We start from the raw sequence: 17,005 nt of genomic DNA, 5'->3' as shown, positions 1-17,005 counted from the left end.
GTGAAGCCGGTGTCCGGAGCGACACGACAGTCGGCGAGTCTGACCCACCCCGTCTCGCCGGATCAGCAGCACCTCGACGCCGCGACGTCCACGTTCCGCATGCTCGCTGACCCGACCCGTCTGCACATCCTCTGGCTACTCAGCCAAGGCGAGGCCGATGTCACCGCCCTGACCGAGGCGTGCGCTGCCTCCCGCACCGCCGTAAGCCAGCATCTGGCAAAGCTGCGTTTCACCGGGCTGGTCGACACCCGCAAGGAAGGCCGCCGCGTCTTCTACCGCATCCACGACGGCCACCTGGCCCGCCTGGTGCGGGAGGGGATGAATCACGCCGATCATGTCGTCACGGGCGAGCCCCCACACGAATAACTTCGAAGTTCAGGGGTGCACAGGCGCCGTCTCGGCGAGCGTGTACCGGTGCACACCCATCATCTCGTTGGCTCCGACGGCTTCGCCTTCCGATTCCGCGCACGCGTCCAGGAGCTCGACGATCGACTCCGGGTCCAGATCGGTGCCGATCGCGACGAGTTCGGTGCGAGGCACTTCACCCGCAGGCAAGCGCTGGGGATGGAAGGCAATGTGGTCACCTACCACCTGCAACAGGTACTTCTGTCGCCTGCCTTCTACCCCGAAGTACACGTAGCCCTTGATGCGGTAGATGCCGGCAGGCTGCTTCTCCAGAAGCGAGATGAGCCGGCGCGGGTGCATCGGCGACTTCGAGGTGAAGGTGACGCTCTGGTACATCTCGTGCACATGACTGCCGCCTTCGGCGCACGCGTCGTCGGCGTCGGCGAGCAGTTCTTCGAACGTCAACTGATCACCGGGCTGTGGTTCACGGCGCGGCGCCCGGTCGAACAGTAGACCGGGATCCACCCTTCCCCGGACAGTGGAAGTCACCGCGGCCCGCGGATTGATCCGTCGCACGTCGCTGAGGAGAGAGTTGTGCTCGTCTTCACCGATGCGGTCGGTCTTGTTGACCACTACGAGGTCCGCGATCGCGATGTGCTGGTCGAGTTCGGGATGACGCTCCCGACAGCTCTGAAACTCGGCCCCGTCGACCATCATCACCAGCCCGCCGTATGCGATGTATGGGTTCTCGCTGCCGAGAACGAGCCGAACCATATTGCGCGGCTCCGCGAGCCCGCTGGCTTCTACGACGATCACGTCGATCCCTGCCGTGCGATGTGCGAGCCGGTTCAGCATCTCGTCCATGTCGCTGACGTCCACCGCGCAGCACATGCAGCCGTTGCTGAGAGCCATCACCGAGTCGACCTGGCCCGCAACCATCATCGAGTCGATGTTCACCGATCCGAAGTCGTTGACGATCACTCCGACACGTGTGCCACCGTTGTTGCGCAGCAAGTGGTTGAGCAACGTGGTCTTCCCTGCTCCGAGGAACCCGGCGACCACCACGACAGGTATCGATTGCGGCCTACGTTTCTTCCCCACCCTGACCTCCGCCACGCCGACGATTTCGACCGGCCATCGTACTGCGTTCGCAGAGCGAACATTTGAAGGCTGAGTTGCGGTCACCGTCCGGACCAGAGGAGGCCACGAGATGTAATCAAACGACCAACCAGACGTGCCATGAGCCGCGAATTGCATTAGAGTTCAGGGAGTTGCCCCTCCCCCCTTAGGGCAGCAGCGGGCTCGCCCGGAGTTCCCCCCCTGCCCGGGTGAGCAGCCGAGCAGTGGCGCGTGAGACTTTCTCCGCGCCACCGCTCGGTGCCGTGGACAGAGCTTGCGAACCTCCGGGCACAGCCTCTACCGGGCACCCCGGCCTTGTGTTCGACCCGGCCTCGAGTTCGACGCGAGCATGACCGACCGCTGGGATAGCGCAGACGAGGCGGTCGGCGGTTCTGGCGTTGACGTTGCCTATTCAACTTCTCCACCGCATCGGTCAAGAGTGCTGGCCCGCTCCTCGATGGTTTCGACGGGCACAGCTCCGCCTTCGGCGACCCATTCCTGCACCGAGGTGCGGGACGGCACCGGCCGTTGGCGGCGACGGCCATCCACTCACGCAGAGTCGCGGTCGGTGAGTTGCCCTCACTTACGGTCGATTTCGTGCAAGCCGGAGCTGAACAGGTCCTCGGTTTCGGCCCGAGGTCGAAACTCAGCCGCGAACGGATGCGGGTGCCGGACGATCAGTTCACGGCGTTCGTCGCTCCGACTGTCGGATTCCAGGCCCGTTCCGATCCACTCGACGAAGAACCGAACGGCGACCTCGCGCAGCGTCATCTTCTGGCGGTCGCAGTCACAGACTCGACGAACCACTCGGCCTCGTGCGGTTTGGGCGCCTCGAGCACGGCGTCGTCGCTCGGGTCCTCAGGATCGTAGGTCCTGAGAGAAAGATGTCCCCGGCCTCTCCGGGTGGGGGCGTCGTCACCGCCGCGATGGTGGATTGTCCTGCTCGGACATCCACCGGTCCATCTCCAACTCCCAGAGCGCAAGGTGCCAAGCGGCGGCTTCGTCCATGCCCCACTTTGACGCACCGGCCTGTTGCTGTTCGCACACACGTTCGAGTGTGGTGCTATTGTTGCGCGGTGGCCCGGGGGAAGCGGGCCACGCGACCGCCCCGCCGTAGTGGTTCTACGGCGGGGCGTCTTCGCACCGGGGTACCGCACAAACAGAACCGGCCAACTGGTTTGATCGTTGTATGAAACGGACAGCAACCGCAATCGCTCTAACCGCTGCCGCGCTGGTACTCGGAGGATGCTCCAGCTCGGACGCGGATTCTTCGGCCTCATGCGCCAACCCCCGGCCGATCGACAATCCCGACATCGCCGCGGCCGGCTCGTCGGTCCAGCTCTCAGACGGCGCGTCTGTGATCGCCGGCCACTACAGAAAGATTGGCGACAACAAGCCGGGAATGTACGGGGCCTCGATCGAGATCTGCGACCCATCCCTCAAGTCGGCAGACGATCTGCGCCCGATCGCAACGGAGTACGCGAAGGCGCTGAAGGCGTCCCCGATCGCCGAACAAATCGACACGGTATGGGTGGCGAGCTACCAGGTTGACGGCCAGGACGTCGTCAACGAGGTCAAACTGAAGGACCCTGACTTCCAGATGCATCTGTGGAATGGTCGCGTGGTTTGATCCCGGTATGAAACGGACAGCAACCGCAATCGCTCTAACCGCTGCCGCGTTGGCGCTCGGAGGATGCAGCTCGGACGCGGATTCGTCCTACACGTGCCCTAGCCCAGGGTCGATCGACCCCGAGTTGGCCGCGACGATCTCGTCGGTCCAGCTCTCGGACGGTGCGTCGCTGCTCGCCAGCATCTGGATAGGCTCCGAGCCCGAGGGGTACGCGGCCACGATCGACATCTGCGACCCATCCGTCAAGTCGGCAGACGATCTGCGTCCGATCGCAACCGAGTACGCGCAGGCGCTGAACGTGTCCCCGATCGCCGAACAGGTCCGCAGACTAACGGTGGCTAGCTACCAGATCATCGCCGGCACGGACGGCACGGACTTGATCAACTTGGTCGAACTGAGCAACTCCGCCTTCCAGCTGTACCCGTGGGATGATGGCGGAGACTATTTCTGGAAAGTGGTCGCCGGCTGACCCTCAGATCGGTACATCGCCAACTCCCAGCGCACAAAGTCGATAGCCTCGCGCACCCGCGGGTTGTCGGGATCGTAGCCTTCGGCGCGGATCACTGCAGTGCCGGTCGGGTCCATGCCTGTTGTGACGCGGCCGCCTGCTGGTCGGTTCCCTAAGAGACGACGAAACGTCCCACTGAGGGCGGGCGTTTGTGGTGCGCAGCCTCCCGCACAAGCAGACCGGCCGCGTGGTTTGATACCGGGCATGAAACGGACACTCGTGATCGCTGCCCTATCCGCTACCGCGCTGATTCTCGGAGGGTGTGGCAGCTCGGACGGCGAACCCTCCAACGCTGAGCTTCACGCGTCGGCGTGTGAACGGTTCGAGGCCATAACTCCGGGGTTCTTTGAGACCAGGGAAGCAATCGAAACGCTATCCGACCCAAATGCCAGCGTGGCGGATCGGGCAGAGGCGATGGAACTCCAGCTCGACCGAATGTCCGGCTCCAATAAGCGCACCCGCCCGTATAACTGCGATGACCCACGTGACAAGAAGTTCTTTGACGACTACTACTCAAAGCTTCTCGAGGAGGAGTAGGGCCACGTCTGCGCACTCGGCGACACCAGCACGGCGCCGGGGGAAAGCATGACTCATGCGGCAAGCGTCACCAGTAGCTAGCCATGCCGAACCGACGAAACGCCCCCAGCCGGAGGTGGGGGCGTTGTCATGGACCGAGGATCTTGACCTCTTGGTCCCCGAGCATGAGTGGCACCGGGGTGGACCCGAGGTGCAACCGGGAGAGGCTTGGCGGACCAGTGGCGGTAGTGAATGTGGACCAGTGCGAGAGTTATTGGAGGCGTTGACCCTGCCTCCAGTCACGGGACGTCTGTTGACCGGCGTGCCGGTAGAGAACCGAGGAGTATGAGGTGCCGTCCTCGGGGGTGCGCACGCGGATACTTGCCGTACAAGAAACGTCCCGTTTGGGCGCCCTTCAGTGCCTCACGGGAGGTGATCCGACCGTCTCCGTCGGGTTCGTTGTTGACCGCGAGTGTTGACGGGGATCGGGTTGTTTCCGTTTTCAGCCTCTGAACTGCGGAAACGTGGTGGAGCTAAGGGGACTCGAACCCCTGACCCCCACACTGCCAGTGTGGTGCGCTACCAGCTGCGCCATAGCCCCGTATCGAGTTGATTTGCGCTGTGGAAGTGACTCCCTTGCGCTGAAAGAAAGCTACACCATCGCCGACATGGCCAACAAATCAGCTGGTCAGAGGCGATCGGGCTGTTGGTGGCCGACCCGGTCGGGCCGGCCACCGCACGCTCCTACTGCGTCACCTGCGATACCCACTCCGGGTCGGCGAAGGCGTCGATCACCTGACCGTCGTGCACGACAGTGGGGGTTCCCCTCCCACCGGCCGCGGCCAGGGAAGTGCTCGCGGCCTCGGCGTCCACGCCGGCCTGCTGCGTCCTCTCACCGCTGGTGATGCAGTCGACGACGTTGTCGCTGGCCCCGGCGTCCCTCGCTAGGTTCGCGAGGTCCTCGTTCGACAAGTCCGACCCGCCTCTCTCGGCTGGCTGGTTGTCCGGCGAGAACAGCTCACCATGGAAGTTGGAATAGGCGATGCCTTGGCCGCTTTCGGCGACGCACTGCATCGCGGCGCCAGCGCGGGTCGAGTAGTCACCGCTGGCCGAAGCAGAGTTCAGGAAGTCGAGCATGTGGTATCGAACGGCTAACTTGCCCTCGTCGATCGCTTGCGCAACCTCCTGGCCATAGGTCTCCTCGAGTTGCGCGCAGTAAGTGCACAGAGGGTCCTCGAACACGTCGATCGTGTTCGCCGCATCGGGGAGACCTAGTCGGGCGATACCGTCATCCTCCAACATCACCTGGACGGCCGAGTTCTGGACCGCGCCGTAGCCCTGGTTGCGCGGCTCGTTCCTACTGGACGTCGCCAAGACGCCCCCGATCACCAGCGCGGCGATCACCACGATCGCGAGCCCGCCGAGGATGTACGTCGCCTTGCTCGACGTGGGCTGCGGATTGTATTTGGCCGACTTCGGCTTCTTCGAACTCACTTCGCATCCTTACGTCGTGGCGTGAGATCCGTTCGGAGCTGTCCGGGACACGCGCCCACGTAGCCCGCGTGCAGGCTCCATCCAGTGTCTACTCTGCCATCGCTGGCTGAGCAGGCACTGAGGAGGTCGGGCGGGACCGGGGCCCGAGGGAGAACGGACTGCGGGGGAAAACCGTGAGCCACACAGCGAGGGCCAGGAAGCCGATATCGCGCGCGATCTCCTTGGCGTAGTCCCATCCGGTCACGTCGGCTGCTCCCCCACCGCCGAAACAGCCGCAGTCGATGGACAGGCCGCGCGCCCACACAGAGATGATCACGCCGATGAGGACCATCAGTGCCACGCCTGAAGCGACCGCGGTCACCCGTACGCCGAGGCCGATGGCCAGGAACAGGCCGAGCGCGATCTCGAGCATTGGCATTGTGTACGCGACCGGCCGTACGAGGTCCTCGGGCAGCAATTGGTAGGCGCGGACCGCGATGACGGTCTGTGCGGGGTCGATGAACTTGATCCACCCGGAGATCAGCCACACCGCGGCCAGGCCGAAACGCGCGAGGAGGCTCACCGTCGTTATCCACTTGCTTGTCGGCACGCGACCACGCTACCGAACAGGCGTGTCTGTTCCCCCTGGAGCATCCACGTTCTCCGACGTAGGTTCGGCATCGTGAACGCTGTATCGCCCCGCGCGGGAGCCAGGCCACACGAGTTCGATCACACCCACTCGGACGTTTCCGGGGGATGGCTTCGCGCCGCCGTGTTCGGTGCCATGGACGGCCTGGTCACCAACACCTCACTGATCGCCGGGGTCGGTGGTGCAGGGGTCGAAGCGCACACCGTGGTTCTCAGCGGCGTCGCGGGTCTGGTCGCGGGCGCGTTCTCGATGGCGCTCGGCGAGTACACGTCCGTGCGGACGTCGAACGAACAGATCGACGCCGAGGTGCGGGTCGAGCACCTATCGCTGCACAAATACCCCGAGGCCGAGGAGTCCGAACTGGTGGAGACCTTCACGGCGATGGGCATGAGCAAGCCAACGGCGACGGCCGCCGCTGCAGAGGTTCACGCCGACACCGAGCGCGCCGTCGACATCCACATCACTCACGAACTCGGTGTGAACCCCAACGAGAAGCCCTCGCCGGTGGTCGCGGCGGGTTCGTCGTTCCTGATGTTCTCGATCGGCGCGGTCCTCCCGCTGATCCCCTACCTACTCGGCTTCGAGTCGCTGGTCGCTGGTCTCGCGGTCGGTGGCGTCGGCCTACTGCTCGCGGGCACGCTCGCGGCGCACTTCACCGCCCAGTCCCGGATCCGCAGCGCCGGGCGGCAGTTGCTGTTCGGCATGATCGCGGTCGGTGCCACCTATCTGGTGGGCGTGCTCATCGGTATCGGGGTGGCCGGCTGAGTCGTCCGAATCTCGGTCCGCGTCGTTCACGACACGACCATTGGGGGCAAAGAACCAGAGCAGTATCGGCAGCAGCACGATCACACCCGTGGTCGCCCACGCTGCACCAAATGACCATCTCTCGGCGACCACCCCGGCGAGGAGGGGGCCGGCGAACATACCGACATCGCTCATCATCTGGAAGGCGGCGACAGACGGGCCTCCGCGCCGCTGGGCTCCGACGACGTCGGCCACTGCGGCCTGTTGCGCCGGAACCATGATCCCCGAGCCGATGCCGGCGATTATCGACGAGATGTAGAACACAGCGACGCTGTCGGTCAGCCCCATCGTGATCGTGGCGGTCCCGCAGATCGCGAGGCCTATCAGTACGAATGGCTTGCGGCCGAACCGATCTGACAGTCGGCCCGCTCGCGTCAGCACCACTGCGTTGCCGAGCGCGAACACCGTCAGCGCGATCGCCGCCATCGTCGCATCGCCGTCCAGGACCTCCACGACGAACAGCGGCACCAACGAAACCCGGACCCCGAAGACCACCCAGCCAGTCACCAGGTTCGAACCGAGCGACGCCCGGTACATCGACGACCGCATGCTCTCACGCAGCGTCAAATCGCGCAGTTCGCTCTCGCCCACCGGCTCGGCGAGATGCGACTTGCGAAGCGCGAAGTACACGACCGCCGCGGCCGCGAGCAACGCGACCGCGTAGATGACGAACGGGACCCGCAGCCCGAAGCCGGCGAGCGCGCCGCCGAACAGCGGTCCCGTGACGGTGCCGACGAGGAACGCGGACGCGTACACCCCCGACACCCGGCCACGCCCGCCCGGCGGCGACATCCGGATCAGCAGGCCCAGCGCGGAGACGGTGAACATGGTCGAGCCGATACCACCGACCGCCCGGAACAGCAGCAACTGCCAGTACTCGGTCGCGACCGCGCACGCGCCCGTCGAGGCCGCGGTGATGAGCAGACCGGTCAGGTACGTCGGCCGCTCGCCGAGCCTCTGTACCAGCGCCCCGCTCATCGGCGCGAACAGCAGGCGCATCAGGGCGAAGGCGCTGATCACCGCGCTGGCGGCGGTGAACCCGACATTGAAACTGACCGCAAACTGCGGCAACGCCGGCGCGACGATGCCGAACCCGACGGCGACGATGAACGCCGACGCCACCAGGACCCAGATCTCCCTGGGCAGCTTCGTGTCGGTGTCAGTCGAGGTGGCAGAGTTCGACGAGGCGAAAGGCGAGTTTCTCATCGCCCACGAATGTATCGGCGGAGTCGGACAACCAATCAGCCGAGTCCCAATACCCGCGACACCAGATCCCGCGCGGCCGTCTGGACCTGTGCGAGATGCTCGGGACCGAGAAAGGACTCGGCGTAGATCTTGTAGACGTCCTCGGTGCCGGACGGCCGTGCGGCGAACCATGCGTTCTCGGTGGTGACCTTCAGCCCGCCGATCGGGGCCCCGTTGCCCGGTGCCGCCGTGAGCGTTGCGGTGATCGGCTCGCCCGCGAGCTCGGTGGCGGTCACTTGCTCCGGCGACAACTTCGCCAGGATCGCCTTCTGTGGCCGAGTCGCAGGCGCGTCGATCCGGGCGTAGGCGGGGTCGCCGTGCCGCCCGGCCAGCTCCCGGTATCGCCGCGAGGGGCTCTGCCCGGTGACCGCGGTGATCTCGGCGGCGAGCAGCGCGAGCAGGATGCCGTCCTTGTCGGTAGTCCACACGGAACCGTCGCGGCGCAGGAACGACGCCCCTGCGCTCTCCTCTCCCCCGAACCCGAGAGAGCCGTCGAGCAGTCCCGGCACGAACCACTTGAAGCCGACCGGCACCTCCACGACCGACCGGCCCAGCGCCTCGCCTACGCGGTCGATCATCGACGAACTGACGAGCGTCTTACCGACCTTCGTCGTCGGCGCCCATCCCGTCCGGTGGGTGTAGAGGTAGTCGATCGCGACGGCGAGGTAGTGGTTGGGGTTCATCAGCCCGCCGTCCGGTGTGACGATGCCGTGCCGGTCGGCGTCGGCGTCGTTGCCGGTCGCGAGGTCGAATCGGTCGCGGGCGGCGATGAGCGACGCCATCGCGTGCGGCGACGAGCAGTCCATCCGGATTCGGCCGTCGCCGTCGAGGGTCATGAATCGCCACGTGGCGTCGACTGCCGGGTTGACGACGGTGAGGTCGAGTCGGTGCCGTTCGGCGATCGCCGCCCAATAGGCCACGGACGCGCCACCGAGTGAGTCGGCACCGATCCGCAGGCCGGATGCGCGGATCGCGTCGAGGTCGAGCACGTTCGGTAGGTCGTCGACGTAGGCGCCGAGGAAGTCGTGTCGTCCTGCCACCTCGAGTGCGCGCACGAGCGGCGCCCGCGCGACCGACGACAGACCGGACCGCAACAGGTCGTTGGCGCGGTCCGCGATCACCGTCGTGGCCTCGCTCTCCGCCGGTCCACCATGCGGCGGGTTGTACTTGAAGCCGCCGTCACGCGGCGGATTGTGCGACGGAGTGACGACGACGCCGTCGGCCAGGGCCGCCGGACCGGACGCGTTGTGCCGCAGAATCGCATGGCTCACCGCGGGCGTCGGTGTGTATCCGTCACGCGAATCGATCACGACCGCAACATCGTTGGCGACGAGCACCTCGAGTGCAGTGGCCCAGGCTGGCTCGGACAGCGCATGCGTGTCGCGGGCCAGAAACAGCGGTCCCGTGATGCCCTGTGCTGCACGGTATTCGACGATGGCCTGCGTGGTCGCGAGGATGTGGTCCTCGTTGAACGCGGTGTCCAGACTCGATCCGCGATGTCCGGAGGTACCGAACACCACCTGCTGCAGCGGGTCCGCCGGATCGGGTGTGCGCGTGTAGTACGCGGACACCAGGTGCGCCAGGTCCTCGAGATCCTCCGGCAGCGCCACTTGTCCCGCTCGTTCGTGAACCATCAGACCCTCCGACTCCTCGAGACGCTGCATCGTGCTGGTGCCGACGCTACGCCCGGCTCACGACGTGATCGCAAACCCCGCCCATGCACAACCGATACCGATGACGAGACTTGCGGTGACATACAGCGCGGATGTCACGGACCGGCGTATCCGGATCAAACCGACAGCTTCGGCCGCGAAGGTCGAATAGGTCGTGAGCCCACCACAGAACCCGGTGCCGAGCAACGCGAACACCGCGACTGGCAGCGTCGCACCCGCGAGCAGGCCGAGAATGAAACTGCCGACGACGTTGACCAGGAACGTGGGGAGGGGAAAGCTCCGGTACGAGGGCAGGTGCCGTCCGGCGAGATATCGGACGCCTGCTCCGATGGCCCCGCCGAGCGCGACCCACAACACCGTCACGCCGGCTCCCTCCGCCGTCTGCCGTGTAGGTACTCGCCGACCGCCATGCCGATCCGTGCCACAAGAAGGGCCGGCAGCAGCGTCGCAGTCATGTACAGCGCCGCCGAAGCGGGGTTCTGTACGACGTCGACCTCGAACGTCGAGTAGGTGGTGAAGCCGCCCAGGACGCCGACCCCGAGGAACAGCCGGGACAACCGATCAGGGCCGACCATCGCGACAAGGACACCGAGCAGCAATGAGCCCACGATGTTGATCACCGCGACGGTCCAGATGCTGGGGAACTGTTCGGACAGCAGATACCGCACACTCGAACCGAGCGCACCGCCCGCGACGACCACGGCCAGCGCCCGCGCCTCCAACATTGCGCCCTCCTTGCCTCGCCGGGACCGCTCCCGCAGACGTGGAGACCATTGTGGAACGCCGGCAGGCCGCGGACCGACCCGGACGGCCACGCGCCAGCTCAGCGGCGTGGCGGTCGCGGCAGGAAGTAGCTGGTGCGCTGCTGGTAGTCGGGGTAACCGGGACGCTGCGCCATGTGCAGTTCGAGCCGCCTCGCCCCGGTCGCGTAGACGAGGAAGTACGTCATCGCGACCGGCGAGAGGACGGTGAGCACTCCGGGCCACGTCTGGGCAGAGATCAGGAAGATCCCCCACCAAATGCACGCGTCGCCGAAGTAGTTCGGGTGCCGGGTCCATCCCCACAACCCGCGGTCCATGATCGTGCCGCGGTTGGCCGTGTCCGCTTTGAACGCAGACATCTGGGCGTCGCCGACGGATTCGAATGCGAACCCGATGATCCACAGCAGGATGCCGACGACGGTCAACACTCCGAGACGACCGTGCGTGACGGCCGAGACCTGCACCGGCAGAGAGACGAACCACAGAGCGATGCCCTGCGTGAAATAGATCTTGCGGATCGCGGCACGTGTGCGGTTGCCGCCGGCGTCGTCGAGCATCTTCTCGTACCGGGGATCCTCACCGCGTCCGCGGCCGCGTCTGGCCATGTGTGACGCCAACCGCAGACCCCACACAGCGACCAGCGCTGCGAGCAGCCAGCGGCGCCACAGGTCGCCGTCCCCGAATACTGCCGACACCAACGCGATCACCACGAAGCCGATGCCCCACGAGACGTCGACTACGTTGTGCCGGCCGAGCCGGAACCCGAACACGGCGGTGACCACAATGAGGAGCGCGATCGCGATCAAGCTGGTGATGGTAACGAACGTGAAACCGCCCCAGTCGAATCCGGAGCTAGCGTCCTGGGCCAGAACCTGGCTGGCAACACTGTCGACGACGTTCATCATTCCTCCCGCCGGTCGAGAACGATCTGCTGGACATCGAGGTAGCCGGAGCGGAAACCGGCTTCCGAGTAGCACAGGTAGAAGTGCCACATTCGACGGAAGACCTCGTCGAAGCCGAGCCCGGCGACGTCGTCGGTGTGCGCCGCGAAGCGTTCGTCCCACAGCCGAAGCGTCCGCGCATAGTGGTCACCCATCGACAGTCGCTCCCGCACGCGCAGGCTTGTTTCGTGTTCGGTGATCTCCTCGATCGCCCGCACGGACGGCAGGAAGCCGCCCGGGAAGATGTACTTGTTCACCCAGGTGTAGGTGTTACGGGTAGCGAGCATCCGATCGTGCGGCATGGTGATCGCCTGGATCGCGACGCGCCCCCCGGGCGCGAGCACCCGATCGAGCGTGCGGAAGTAGGTGCCCCAGAACTGGTGTCCCACAGCCTCGATCATCTCGACCGACACCACCGCGTCGTACTCCCCGTCGACCTGGCGGTAGTCCACCAGATCCACGTCTATCCGATCGGCGAAGCCGGCCTCAGCGACCCTGTTGCGTGCCAACTGCTGCTGTTCGGTCGACAGCGTGACCGATCGCACTGTCGCTCCACGGGCGGCGGCACGGATCGCGAGTTCACCCCAGCCGGTGCCGATCTCGAGGATCCGGCTGCCCTCGCGGACGCCGGCTTTGTCGAGCAGGCGGTCGATCTTGCGGCGTTGCGCGTCGGCCAGATCGTGCCATGAGGGGGCCACGTCGGTGCGGTCGAACAGGGCGCTCGAGTAGGTGAGGGTGTAGTCGAGGAACAGTTCGAACAGTTCGTTCGACAGGTCGTAGTGTCGCGGGATGTTCGCCCGGGTGTTGCGGGGCGTGCCCTTCTCGCTGGGGGGTGGCTTCGGGATCACCAGTCCCCGCAGCCGCTGCAGCGGTTGGGGGATCAGCGTCGCGGCGCGGGCAGCGAATACCTCGAGCACGGCGGTGAGATCGGGCGCGGACCAGTCCCCGGCCATGTAGGACTCTCCGAAGCCGATGAGTCCGCTCTCCCCCACCCGAGCGGTGAAGTCCAGCGGGCGATGCACCAGCATCTCGGGCGCGTCCCGCAAGGTGCGGTCGCCCAGCTCCGTACCGTCCGGGAACATGACCCGGATCGGTAGCCGTGATACGGCGTTGCGGAACAGCGCGTCGACGACCCGACGTCCGACACGGGCCCGCAGACCCGACGGCGGGACATGCAGGTCACCCCACACGCATCGGTTGGGTACCAGCTCGACAGTTGCCAGCCGGGCGGTCATCACACCGCCTCCTGCCGTCGGTGCTCCGGTCGCGGCCGGACGGGTAAACCTCTCGCCCACAATCGGATTCCCTGCCACCGGATCTGTGCCGACACCCGCAGCGGCGCGAGGGGCACCGCCAGGGCGGCAGCCACCACTTCCCGCCTCGTCGCGTCCCTGCGCTCGCCCACCACGGCCGCGACAAACGGAGGCTGCCCGGGCCGCTCGAGCGTGATCGCCAACCGCAACCGCGAACCAGGCGGCGGCAATGTCATCCGGTACTCGCCGTCCACGTCGTTGAATGGTGACACGTAGAACTCCTTGGCGACCCGCGCGTTCCCATCGGCGTCGGGCTGCAGCAGATAGCAGTGCCGTTGGCCGTACGTGTTGTGCACCTCCGCTATCACGCACACCTGACGTCCGTCCGAGTCGTAGCACCAGAAGACGCTGAGCGGGTTGAAGACGTACCCGAACACACGGGCGTTGGTGAGCAGCAGGACCTTTCCGCCATGCAGATCGACTCCGTGGGCGGACAGGAACGCGTCGACGTTCTCCCGCAGGCTCCGCGATGGCTCGCCCAGGTGGTCGCCGGGCGCGAACCCGGCGAGCGGCCGCAGTGGACGCGGAAGCCGCGGCTGATCGTCGATGTCGACGTACCAGCTGTAGCTGCGGTAGCGGAAAACGTTGCGCAGCGGCGCGGTTCGCGAATGGGTGATCGTCGTCCGGTAGATCGCCGGGGTTGCGCGAAAGTCCGGTCCGGTCATGTCCACCGTCCTCCGACGCTCTCCGCGGCGCGCACCCCCGACAGCGCACCATCCTCGTGGAATCCCCACCCGTGGTAGGCACCCGCGAACGCCACGGTGTGATCGCTCAGTTCCGGCAGCCGTCGCTGCGCTGCGAGCGAGGAAGGGGTGTACTGCGGATGCTCGTACTCCATCGTGTCGAGGACCCTTTCCGGGTCCACGACGTCGCTGCCGCCCAGTGTCACCACGTACCGCTCCCCGGTGTCGGGCAGCCGTTGCAGTCGCGACAAGTCGTAGCTGACGAGAACCTGCTCTGGGCGGCTCGCGCAGGACGGCATGCAGTAGTTCCACGAAGCCCGCGCTCGTGGCGCCCGGGGCAACACACTCTCGTCGGTGTGCAGTTGCGCATGGTTCACCGAGTAGGGCATCGCACCGAGCACTTCGTGATGCAGTGCGGTAGGGGCGGCCAGCAGTTTGAGCGCCTGCTGCGGGTGGGTAGCCACCACCACGGCGTCGAACTCCCGCAGGTCGTCGCTGTCGTCGCGGATCTCGACACGATCGGCGTGCCGGTGGACGGCCCGCACCGGCGCATCGACCCGCACCTCGCCGATCCGTGCGGCCACCCGGCGCACATACTCGACGCTGCCGCCGCGCACGGTCCGCCAGGTCGGCGAGCCGCCGACACTGAGCATGCCGTGGTGGTCGAGGAACGCGAACAGCGATCGGGTCGGGTACTGCAGTGCCGTCGATGAGTTGCACGACCACACCGCCGAGACCAGCGGGGTCATGAAGTGGGCAGTGAAGTACGCGGAGAAGGCGCCGTCGGTCAGGAATTGCTGAAGTGTGCGATCGTCGTCGCCGCCGTCCGTCCGCATCGCCGACGCAGTCCGATGAAAGCGCCTGACTTCGAGCAGCATTCGCATGTACCTGGCGCGCCCGAGCGTGGACGGGGTCGGCAGCAGGCCCCGCAGCCCTTGGCCACCCGAATACACGAGACCGCAACCGTCACACCGGATCGACATGCTCATGTCCGAGTCCTGACTGGTCACGCCGAGTTCGGCGAACAGCCGCAGCAGCGTCGGATAGGTGCGATCGTTGTGCACGATGAAGCCGGTGTCGACCGGAATGACATCACCCGACGGGGTCGGGACGCGATGGGTGTCGGCGTGCCCACCGAGACGGCCGGCGGCCTCGTACAAAGTCACATCGGCACTCTTCGACAGCACCCACGACGCCGTCAGCCCGGCGACGCCGCCGCCGACCACGGCAACACGCCGACGTCGGCGAATGCTGTGCTCATCGAGCATCCCTGTACCGTTCCCTCTGCCTCGTCACCGGTTTCTCACGAAACATTCGGAGCCGAGAGCTGGTGCGATTGGTCGCGCACGAAATCGACCGCGATCCGACGCCAGCGCCAGGGGTGTCGCAGCATCGCATGACCTGCTCCGGCGACACCGATCCAGTGCACGGGCACGCCCCGGGCGGCCGCCAACTCGGTCTGCATCCGCGAGGCGAGCGGATCGGTCCAACGGTCCGCGGTGCCGTGGACGACGACCATTCGCGTTGCTGTCGGAATTCGGGCGCCCTCGCCGTCGGGCCACCACGGCGCGAGCGCAAGCAGGGCCACGACCTGTGGATCATCGGCGACAACAGCAGCGACCCGACCGCCCATCGAGTGTCCGATCAGCACAACCGGCGTCCCGGAGGGCCGCAGCTCGTCGAGCACTCCCCGGACGTCGTGGACCGGGCTGCGGTCGTCCCCGTTCCATCCGCGTCGGCGGTAGCGAACCTGACGCACGTCGATACCGCTACCGAGTCTCCGGAGCGCCCACGTGAAGGCCCACATGCGCAGATCGGCCACCTGCCACGGTCTCGTTCGGCGCCGATCGGTGACCTTGCCACCGGGCAGCACCAGAACGGTCAACGATGGTTCGGTGCCCCTACGACCAACTCGTTTCGGTAGCCCCATGAGCGAGATTCGGAGCCGACCGGAAGGTGGATGGGTACCCGGCGCGGCTAGTTGAGGCTCAGATACAGATCGTGCGGGCCAGTGTGGTCCGGTAGGTATCCGAAGTCGAGCCGGTGCGGACCGGGTCGCTGTTCGTTCGTCTCCGCCCAGCGATACATCGCTCCGAAACTGTCGGTGATCGACGCCTCGTCCCCCAGGTGCCGGTGGTGCAGATATCGGCCGGCGGGCGCCTTGCCGAGACGCCAGCCCTCGGGCAGGGACAGGGGCGGCACCGTGACGACGGCGCCGAGCAACTCTCGGTAGTCACCGTCGCCCAGATCAGTACTGAACTCGACGAAGACGTCGTCCGGGCCTCTCAGCAGGTCACTGCGCCGTGCGAACACCCGGGCCCACGCCTGCGGCACCACCACGGAAAGGTCGTCGAACGGAGCCACAACCTCGATTCCGACGATCGTCTCCGGCGGCCGCTCCACGATCTGCACGAAAGCCCCTCCCCTCCCGTTCACTCGCCTGTCCTCGAAAACTAGCAGGCTGCTGCGACGACATCCGTGATTCCCGACATCCACGTCGCCGTGCACCGGCATGGCTGCCTGGAGCTTCGTCACACGGCCCGTCGCCGACTCTGGCATCGCAAGAAGGACTAGCGTTGCCAACGCTGCCACTCAACTGACTGACACGCACTCGACGGTCGTTCCTTCGAACCGGTACACGAGGTGATCGACCATCTCCGAGTCCGGCTGGCTGTCGACGAGGTGGAGGCCTGCGTCACGCCATGACTCTCCGCGGTCGGCGAGCGACCGAGCCCACTGTTGCCGCGCTCTTCCCTCGACACTCCGGAACGAATCCAGTTGGTGCGCAGACACCGTGACAACGACCTTCTCGATACCACTCAGCACGCGCCACAACATAGTCCTCCGAGTCGAACCGGGTAGACGGACAGCAAAAAAGGCCTGGTGAGAAAGTGGACTTACTCTCTGACCAGGCCCTTTGGTGGAGCTGCCGGGAATCGAACCCGGGTCCTCCGCCGCTTTGCCAGGGCTTCTCCGTGTGCAGTTCGCTATGCCTCTACTCGGATCTCCCGGTCCCGCGAACAAGCCGTGATGACGATCCCAGTCGCTGTTGGTTGTCCCGCCCCACTCCGCGACCGAGTGGAACGGTGAAGCCCTCTAGCTGATGCCAGGATCCGGGGCGAGGGCGAACCCGGTCTGACAGACACGCAGTCGCTGATCAGGCAGCGAGTGCGTAGTCGCGCTGATTGGAATCGGCGCTTATTTGTTTGCAGCGACGCTTACGGTGGTCTCTTGCCTGCACCGACACGCTTCCCCTAACTCAACGTACGCAGTCGAAACCGTTCAGCCCCGTACGTCCCCGCGACTCTCGCGGAGCTATTTACTGTAACCCACGGGCACACGGGA

Annotated in this window: 19 protein-coding genes, 1 tRNA gene, 1 other RNA gene and 1 pseudogene; 6 read left to right on the top strand and 16 right to left on the bottom strand. The window is 66.0% G+C overall.

The window, feature by feature from the left end; translation table 11 throughout:
- Positions 1 to 366, top strand: a complete 366-nt coding sequence (locus EGT50_RS01660) for an ArsR/SmtB family transcription factor (protein ID WP_206615702.1) — start codon at positions 1 to 3, stop codon at positions 364 to 366.
- A gap of 9 nt (positions 367 to 375) precedes the next feature.
- Here EGT50_RS01660 and EGT50_RS01655 read toward each other — a convergent pair whose 3' ends face one another.
- A complete protein-coding gene (locus EGT50_RS01655; RefSeq protein WP_127950862.1) occupies positions 376 to 1,446 on the bottom strand; it encodes a CobW family GTP-binding protein in 1,071 nt (356 codons plus the stop codon).
- A 615-nt stretch (positions 1,447 to 2,061) separates the two neighbouring features.
- On the opposite strand from EGT50_RS01655, the gene EGT50_RS01650 reads away from it, so the two are divergent.
- The 4 genes from EGT50_RS01650 to EGT50_RS01635 all read left to right on the top strand — a co-directional run bounded on the left by EGT50_RS01650 (position 2,062) and on the right by EGT50_RS01635 (position 4,139).
- Complete coding sequence (locus tag EGT50_RS01650) at positions 2,062 to 2,334, top strand: hypothetical protein (RefSeq protein ID WP_127950861.1); 273 nt, start codon at positions 2,062 to 2,064, stop codon at positions 2,332 to 2,334.
- Between the two features lie 319 nt (positions 2,335 to 2,653).
- Positions 2,654 to 3,094 carry a hypothetical protein gene (locus tag EGT50_RS01645; RefSeq protein ID WP_127950860.1) on the top strand — a complete coding sequence of 147 codons (441 nt, stop codon included), beginning with the start codon at positions 2,654 to 2,656 and terminating at the stop codon, positions 3,092 to 3,094.
- Between the two features lie 7 nt (positions 3,095 to 3,101).
- The gene (locus EGT50_RS01640; RefSeq protein ID WP_127950859.1) at positions 3,102 to 3,563 is read left to right on the top strand and encodes a hypothetical protein; all 462 of its coding nucleotides are present in this window, start codon (positions 3,102 to 3,104) and stop codon (positions 3,561 to 3,563) included.
- A gap of 243 nt (positions 3,564 to 3,806) precedes the next feature.
- A complete protein-coding gene (locus tag EGT50_RS01635; protein ID WP_127950858.1) occupies positions 3,807 to 4,139 on the top strand; it encodes a hypothetical protein in 333 nt (110 codons plus the stop codon).
- A gap of 504 nt (positions 4,140 to 4,643) precedes the next feature.
- On the opposite strand, the gene EGT50_RS01630 is transcribed toward EGT50_RS01635, so the two are convergent.
- The 3 genes from EGT50_RS01630 to EGT50_RS01620 all read right to left on the bottom strand — a co-directional run bounded on the left by EGT50_RS01630 (position 4,644) and on the right by EGT50_RS01620 (position 6,201).
- Positions 4,644 to 4,719 (bottom strand) — tRNA-Ala (locus EGT50_RS01630).
- Between the two features lie 143 nt (positions 4,720 to 4,862).
- Positions 4,863 to 5,612: a thioredoxin domain-containing protein gene (locus EGT50_RS01625; RefSeq protein WP_127950857.1), complete on the bottom strand. Its 750-nt coding sequence runs from the start codon at positions 5,610 to 5,612 to the stop codon at positions 4,863 to 4,865.
- 88 nt (positions 5,613 to 5,700) lie between these two features.
- Entirely contained in the window at positions 5,701 to 6,201 is a 501-nt protein-coding gene (locus tag EGT50_RS01620) for a DoxX family protein (protein ID WP_127950856.1), read from the bottom strand.
- 72 nt (positions 6,202 to 6,273) lie between these two features.
- Here EGT50_RS01620 and EGT50_RS17175 point away from each other — a divergent pair, with 72 nt between their 5' ends.
- On the top strand, positions 6,274 to 7,005 hold the full coding sequence (locus tag EGT50_RS17175) for a VIT1/CCC1 transporter family protein (RefSeq protein WP_127950855.1): 732 nt from the start codon (positions 6,274 to 6,276) through the stop codon (positions 7,003 to 7,005).
- Positions 7,006 to 7,044: 39 nt separating this feature from the next.
- On the opposite strand, the pseudogene EGT50_RS01610 reads toward EGT50_RS17175, so the two are convergent.
- The 12 genes and pseudogenes from EGT50_RS01610 to ssrA form a co-directional block, all read right to left on the bottom strand.
- Positions 7,045 to 8,250, bottom strand: a pseudogene (locus EGT50_RS01610) (MFS transporter); the annotation flags it as partial.
- Between the two features lie 35 nt (positions 8,251 to 8,285).
- Positions 8,286 to 9,923: a phosphoglucomutase (alpha-D-glucose-1,6-bisphosphate-dependent) gene (pgm, locus tag EGT50_RS01605; protein WP_127951345.1), complete on the bottom strand. Its 1,638-nt coding sequence runs from the start codon at positions 9,921 to 9,923 to the stop codon at positions 8,286 to 8,288.
- Positions 9,924 to 9,980: 57 nt separating this feature from the next.
- On the bottom strand, positions 9,981 to 10,325 hold the full coding sequence (gene crcB / locus EGT50_RS01600) for a fluoride efflux transporter CrcB (protein WP_127950853.1): 345 nt from the start codon (positions 10,323 to 10,325) through the stop codon (positions 9,981 to 9,983).
- A complete protein-coding gene (locus EGT50_RS01595; protein WP_127950852.1) occupies positions 10,322 to 10,687 on the bottom strand; it encodes a fluoride efflux transporter FluC in 366 nt (121 codons plus the stop codon). Before EGT50_RS01595 ends, crcB begins: the two co-directional genes overlap by 4 nt.
- 98 nt (positions 10,688 to 10,785) lie before the next feature.
- Entirely contained in the window at positions 10,786 to 11,625 is an 840-nt protein-coding gene (locus EGT50_RS01590; RefSeq protein ID WP_127950851.1) for a DUF1295 domain-containing protein, read from the bottom strand.
- The gene (locus EGT50_RS01585; protein ID WP_127950850.1) at positions 11,625 to 12,899 is read right to left on the bottom strand and encodes an SAM-dependent methyltransferase; all 1,275 of its coding nucleotides are present in this window, start codon (positions 12,897 to 12,899) and stop codon (positions 11,625 to 11,627) included. The genes EGT50_RS01590 and EGT50_RS01585 overlap by 1 nt, the downstream gene beginning before the upstream one ends.
- Positions 12,899 to 13,642: a DUF1365 domain-containing protein gene (locus EGT50_RS01580; RefSeq protein WP_127950849.1), complete on the bottom strand. Its 744-nt coding sequence runs from the start codon at positions 13,640 to 13,642 to the stop codon at positions 12,899 to 12,901. Before EGT50_RS01580 ends, EGT50_RS01585 begins: the two co-directional genes overlap by 1 nt.
- A complete protein-coding gene (locus EGT50_RS01575) occupies positions 13,639 to 14,928 on the bottom strand; it encodes an NAD(P)/FAD-dependent oxidoreductase (RefSeq protein WP_127950848.1) in 1,290 nt (429 codons plus the stop codon). Before EGT50_RS01575 ends, EGT50_RS01580 begins: the two co-directional genes overlap by 4 nt.
- 35 nt (positions 14,929 to 14,963) lie before the next feature.
- Positions 14,964 to 15,545 carry an alpha/beta hydrolase gene (locus EGT50_RS01570; protein ID WP_235870509.1) on the bottom strand — a complete coding sequence of 194 codons (582 nt, stop codon included), beginning with the start codon at positions 15,543 to 15,545 and terminating at the stop codon, positions 14,964 to 14,966.
- 92 nt (positions 15,546 to 15,637) lie between these two features.
- Entirely contained in the window at positions 15,638 to 16,096 is a 459-nt protein-coding gene (locus EGT50_RS01565; protein ID WP_164873322.1) for a GyrI-like domain-containing protein, read from the bottom strand.
- 156 nt (positions 16,097 to 16,252) lie between these two features.
- Positions 16,253 to 16,486 (bottom strand): hypothetical protein, encoded by a 234-nt coding sequence (locus tag EGT50_RS17130; RefSeq protein ID WP_127950845.1) that lies wholly within the window; start codon positions 16,484 to 16,486, stop codon positions 16,253 to 16,255.
- A 92-nt stretch (positions 16,487 to 16,578) separates the two neighbouring features.
- Positions 16,579 to 16,950: a transfer-messenger RNA gene (gene ssrA, locus EGT50_RS01555) on the bottom strand.
- Positions 16,951 to 17,005: the final 55 nt, after the last annotated feature.

The sequence above is a fragment of the Rhodococcus xishaensis genome, assembly GCF_004011825.1.
GTDB classification, from domain to species: Bacteria; Actinomycetota; Actinomycetes; order Mycobacteriales; family Mycobacteriaceae; genus Prescottella; species Prescottella xishaensis.
Note: the sequence above shows the minus strand (reverse complement) of the source record. Positions and strands in the feature narration are given on the sequence as shown.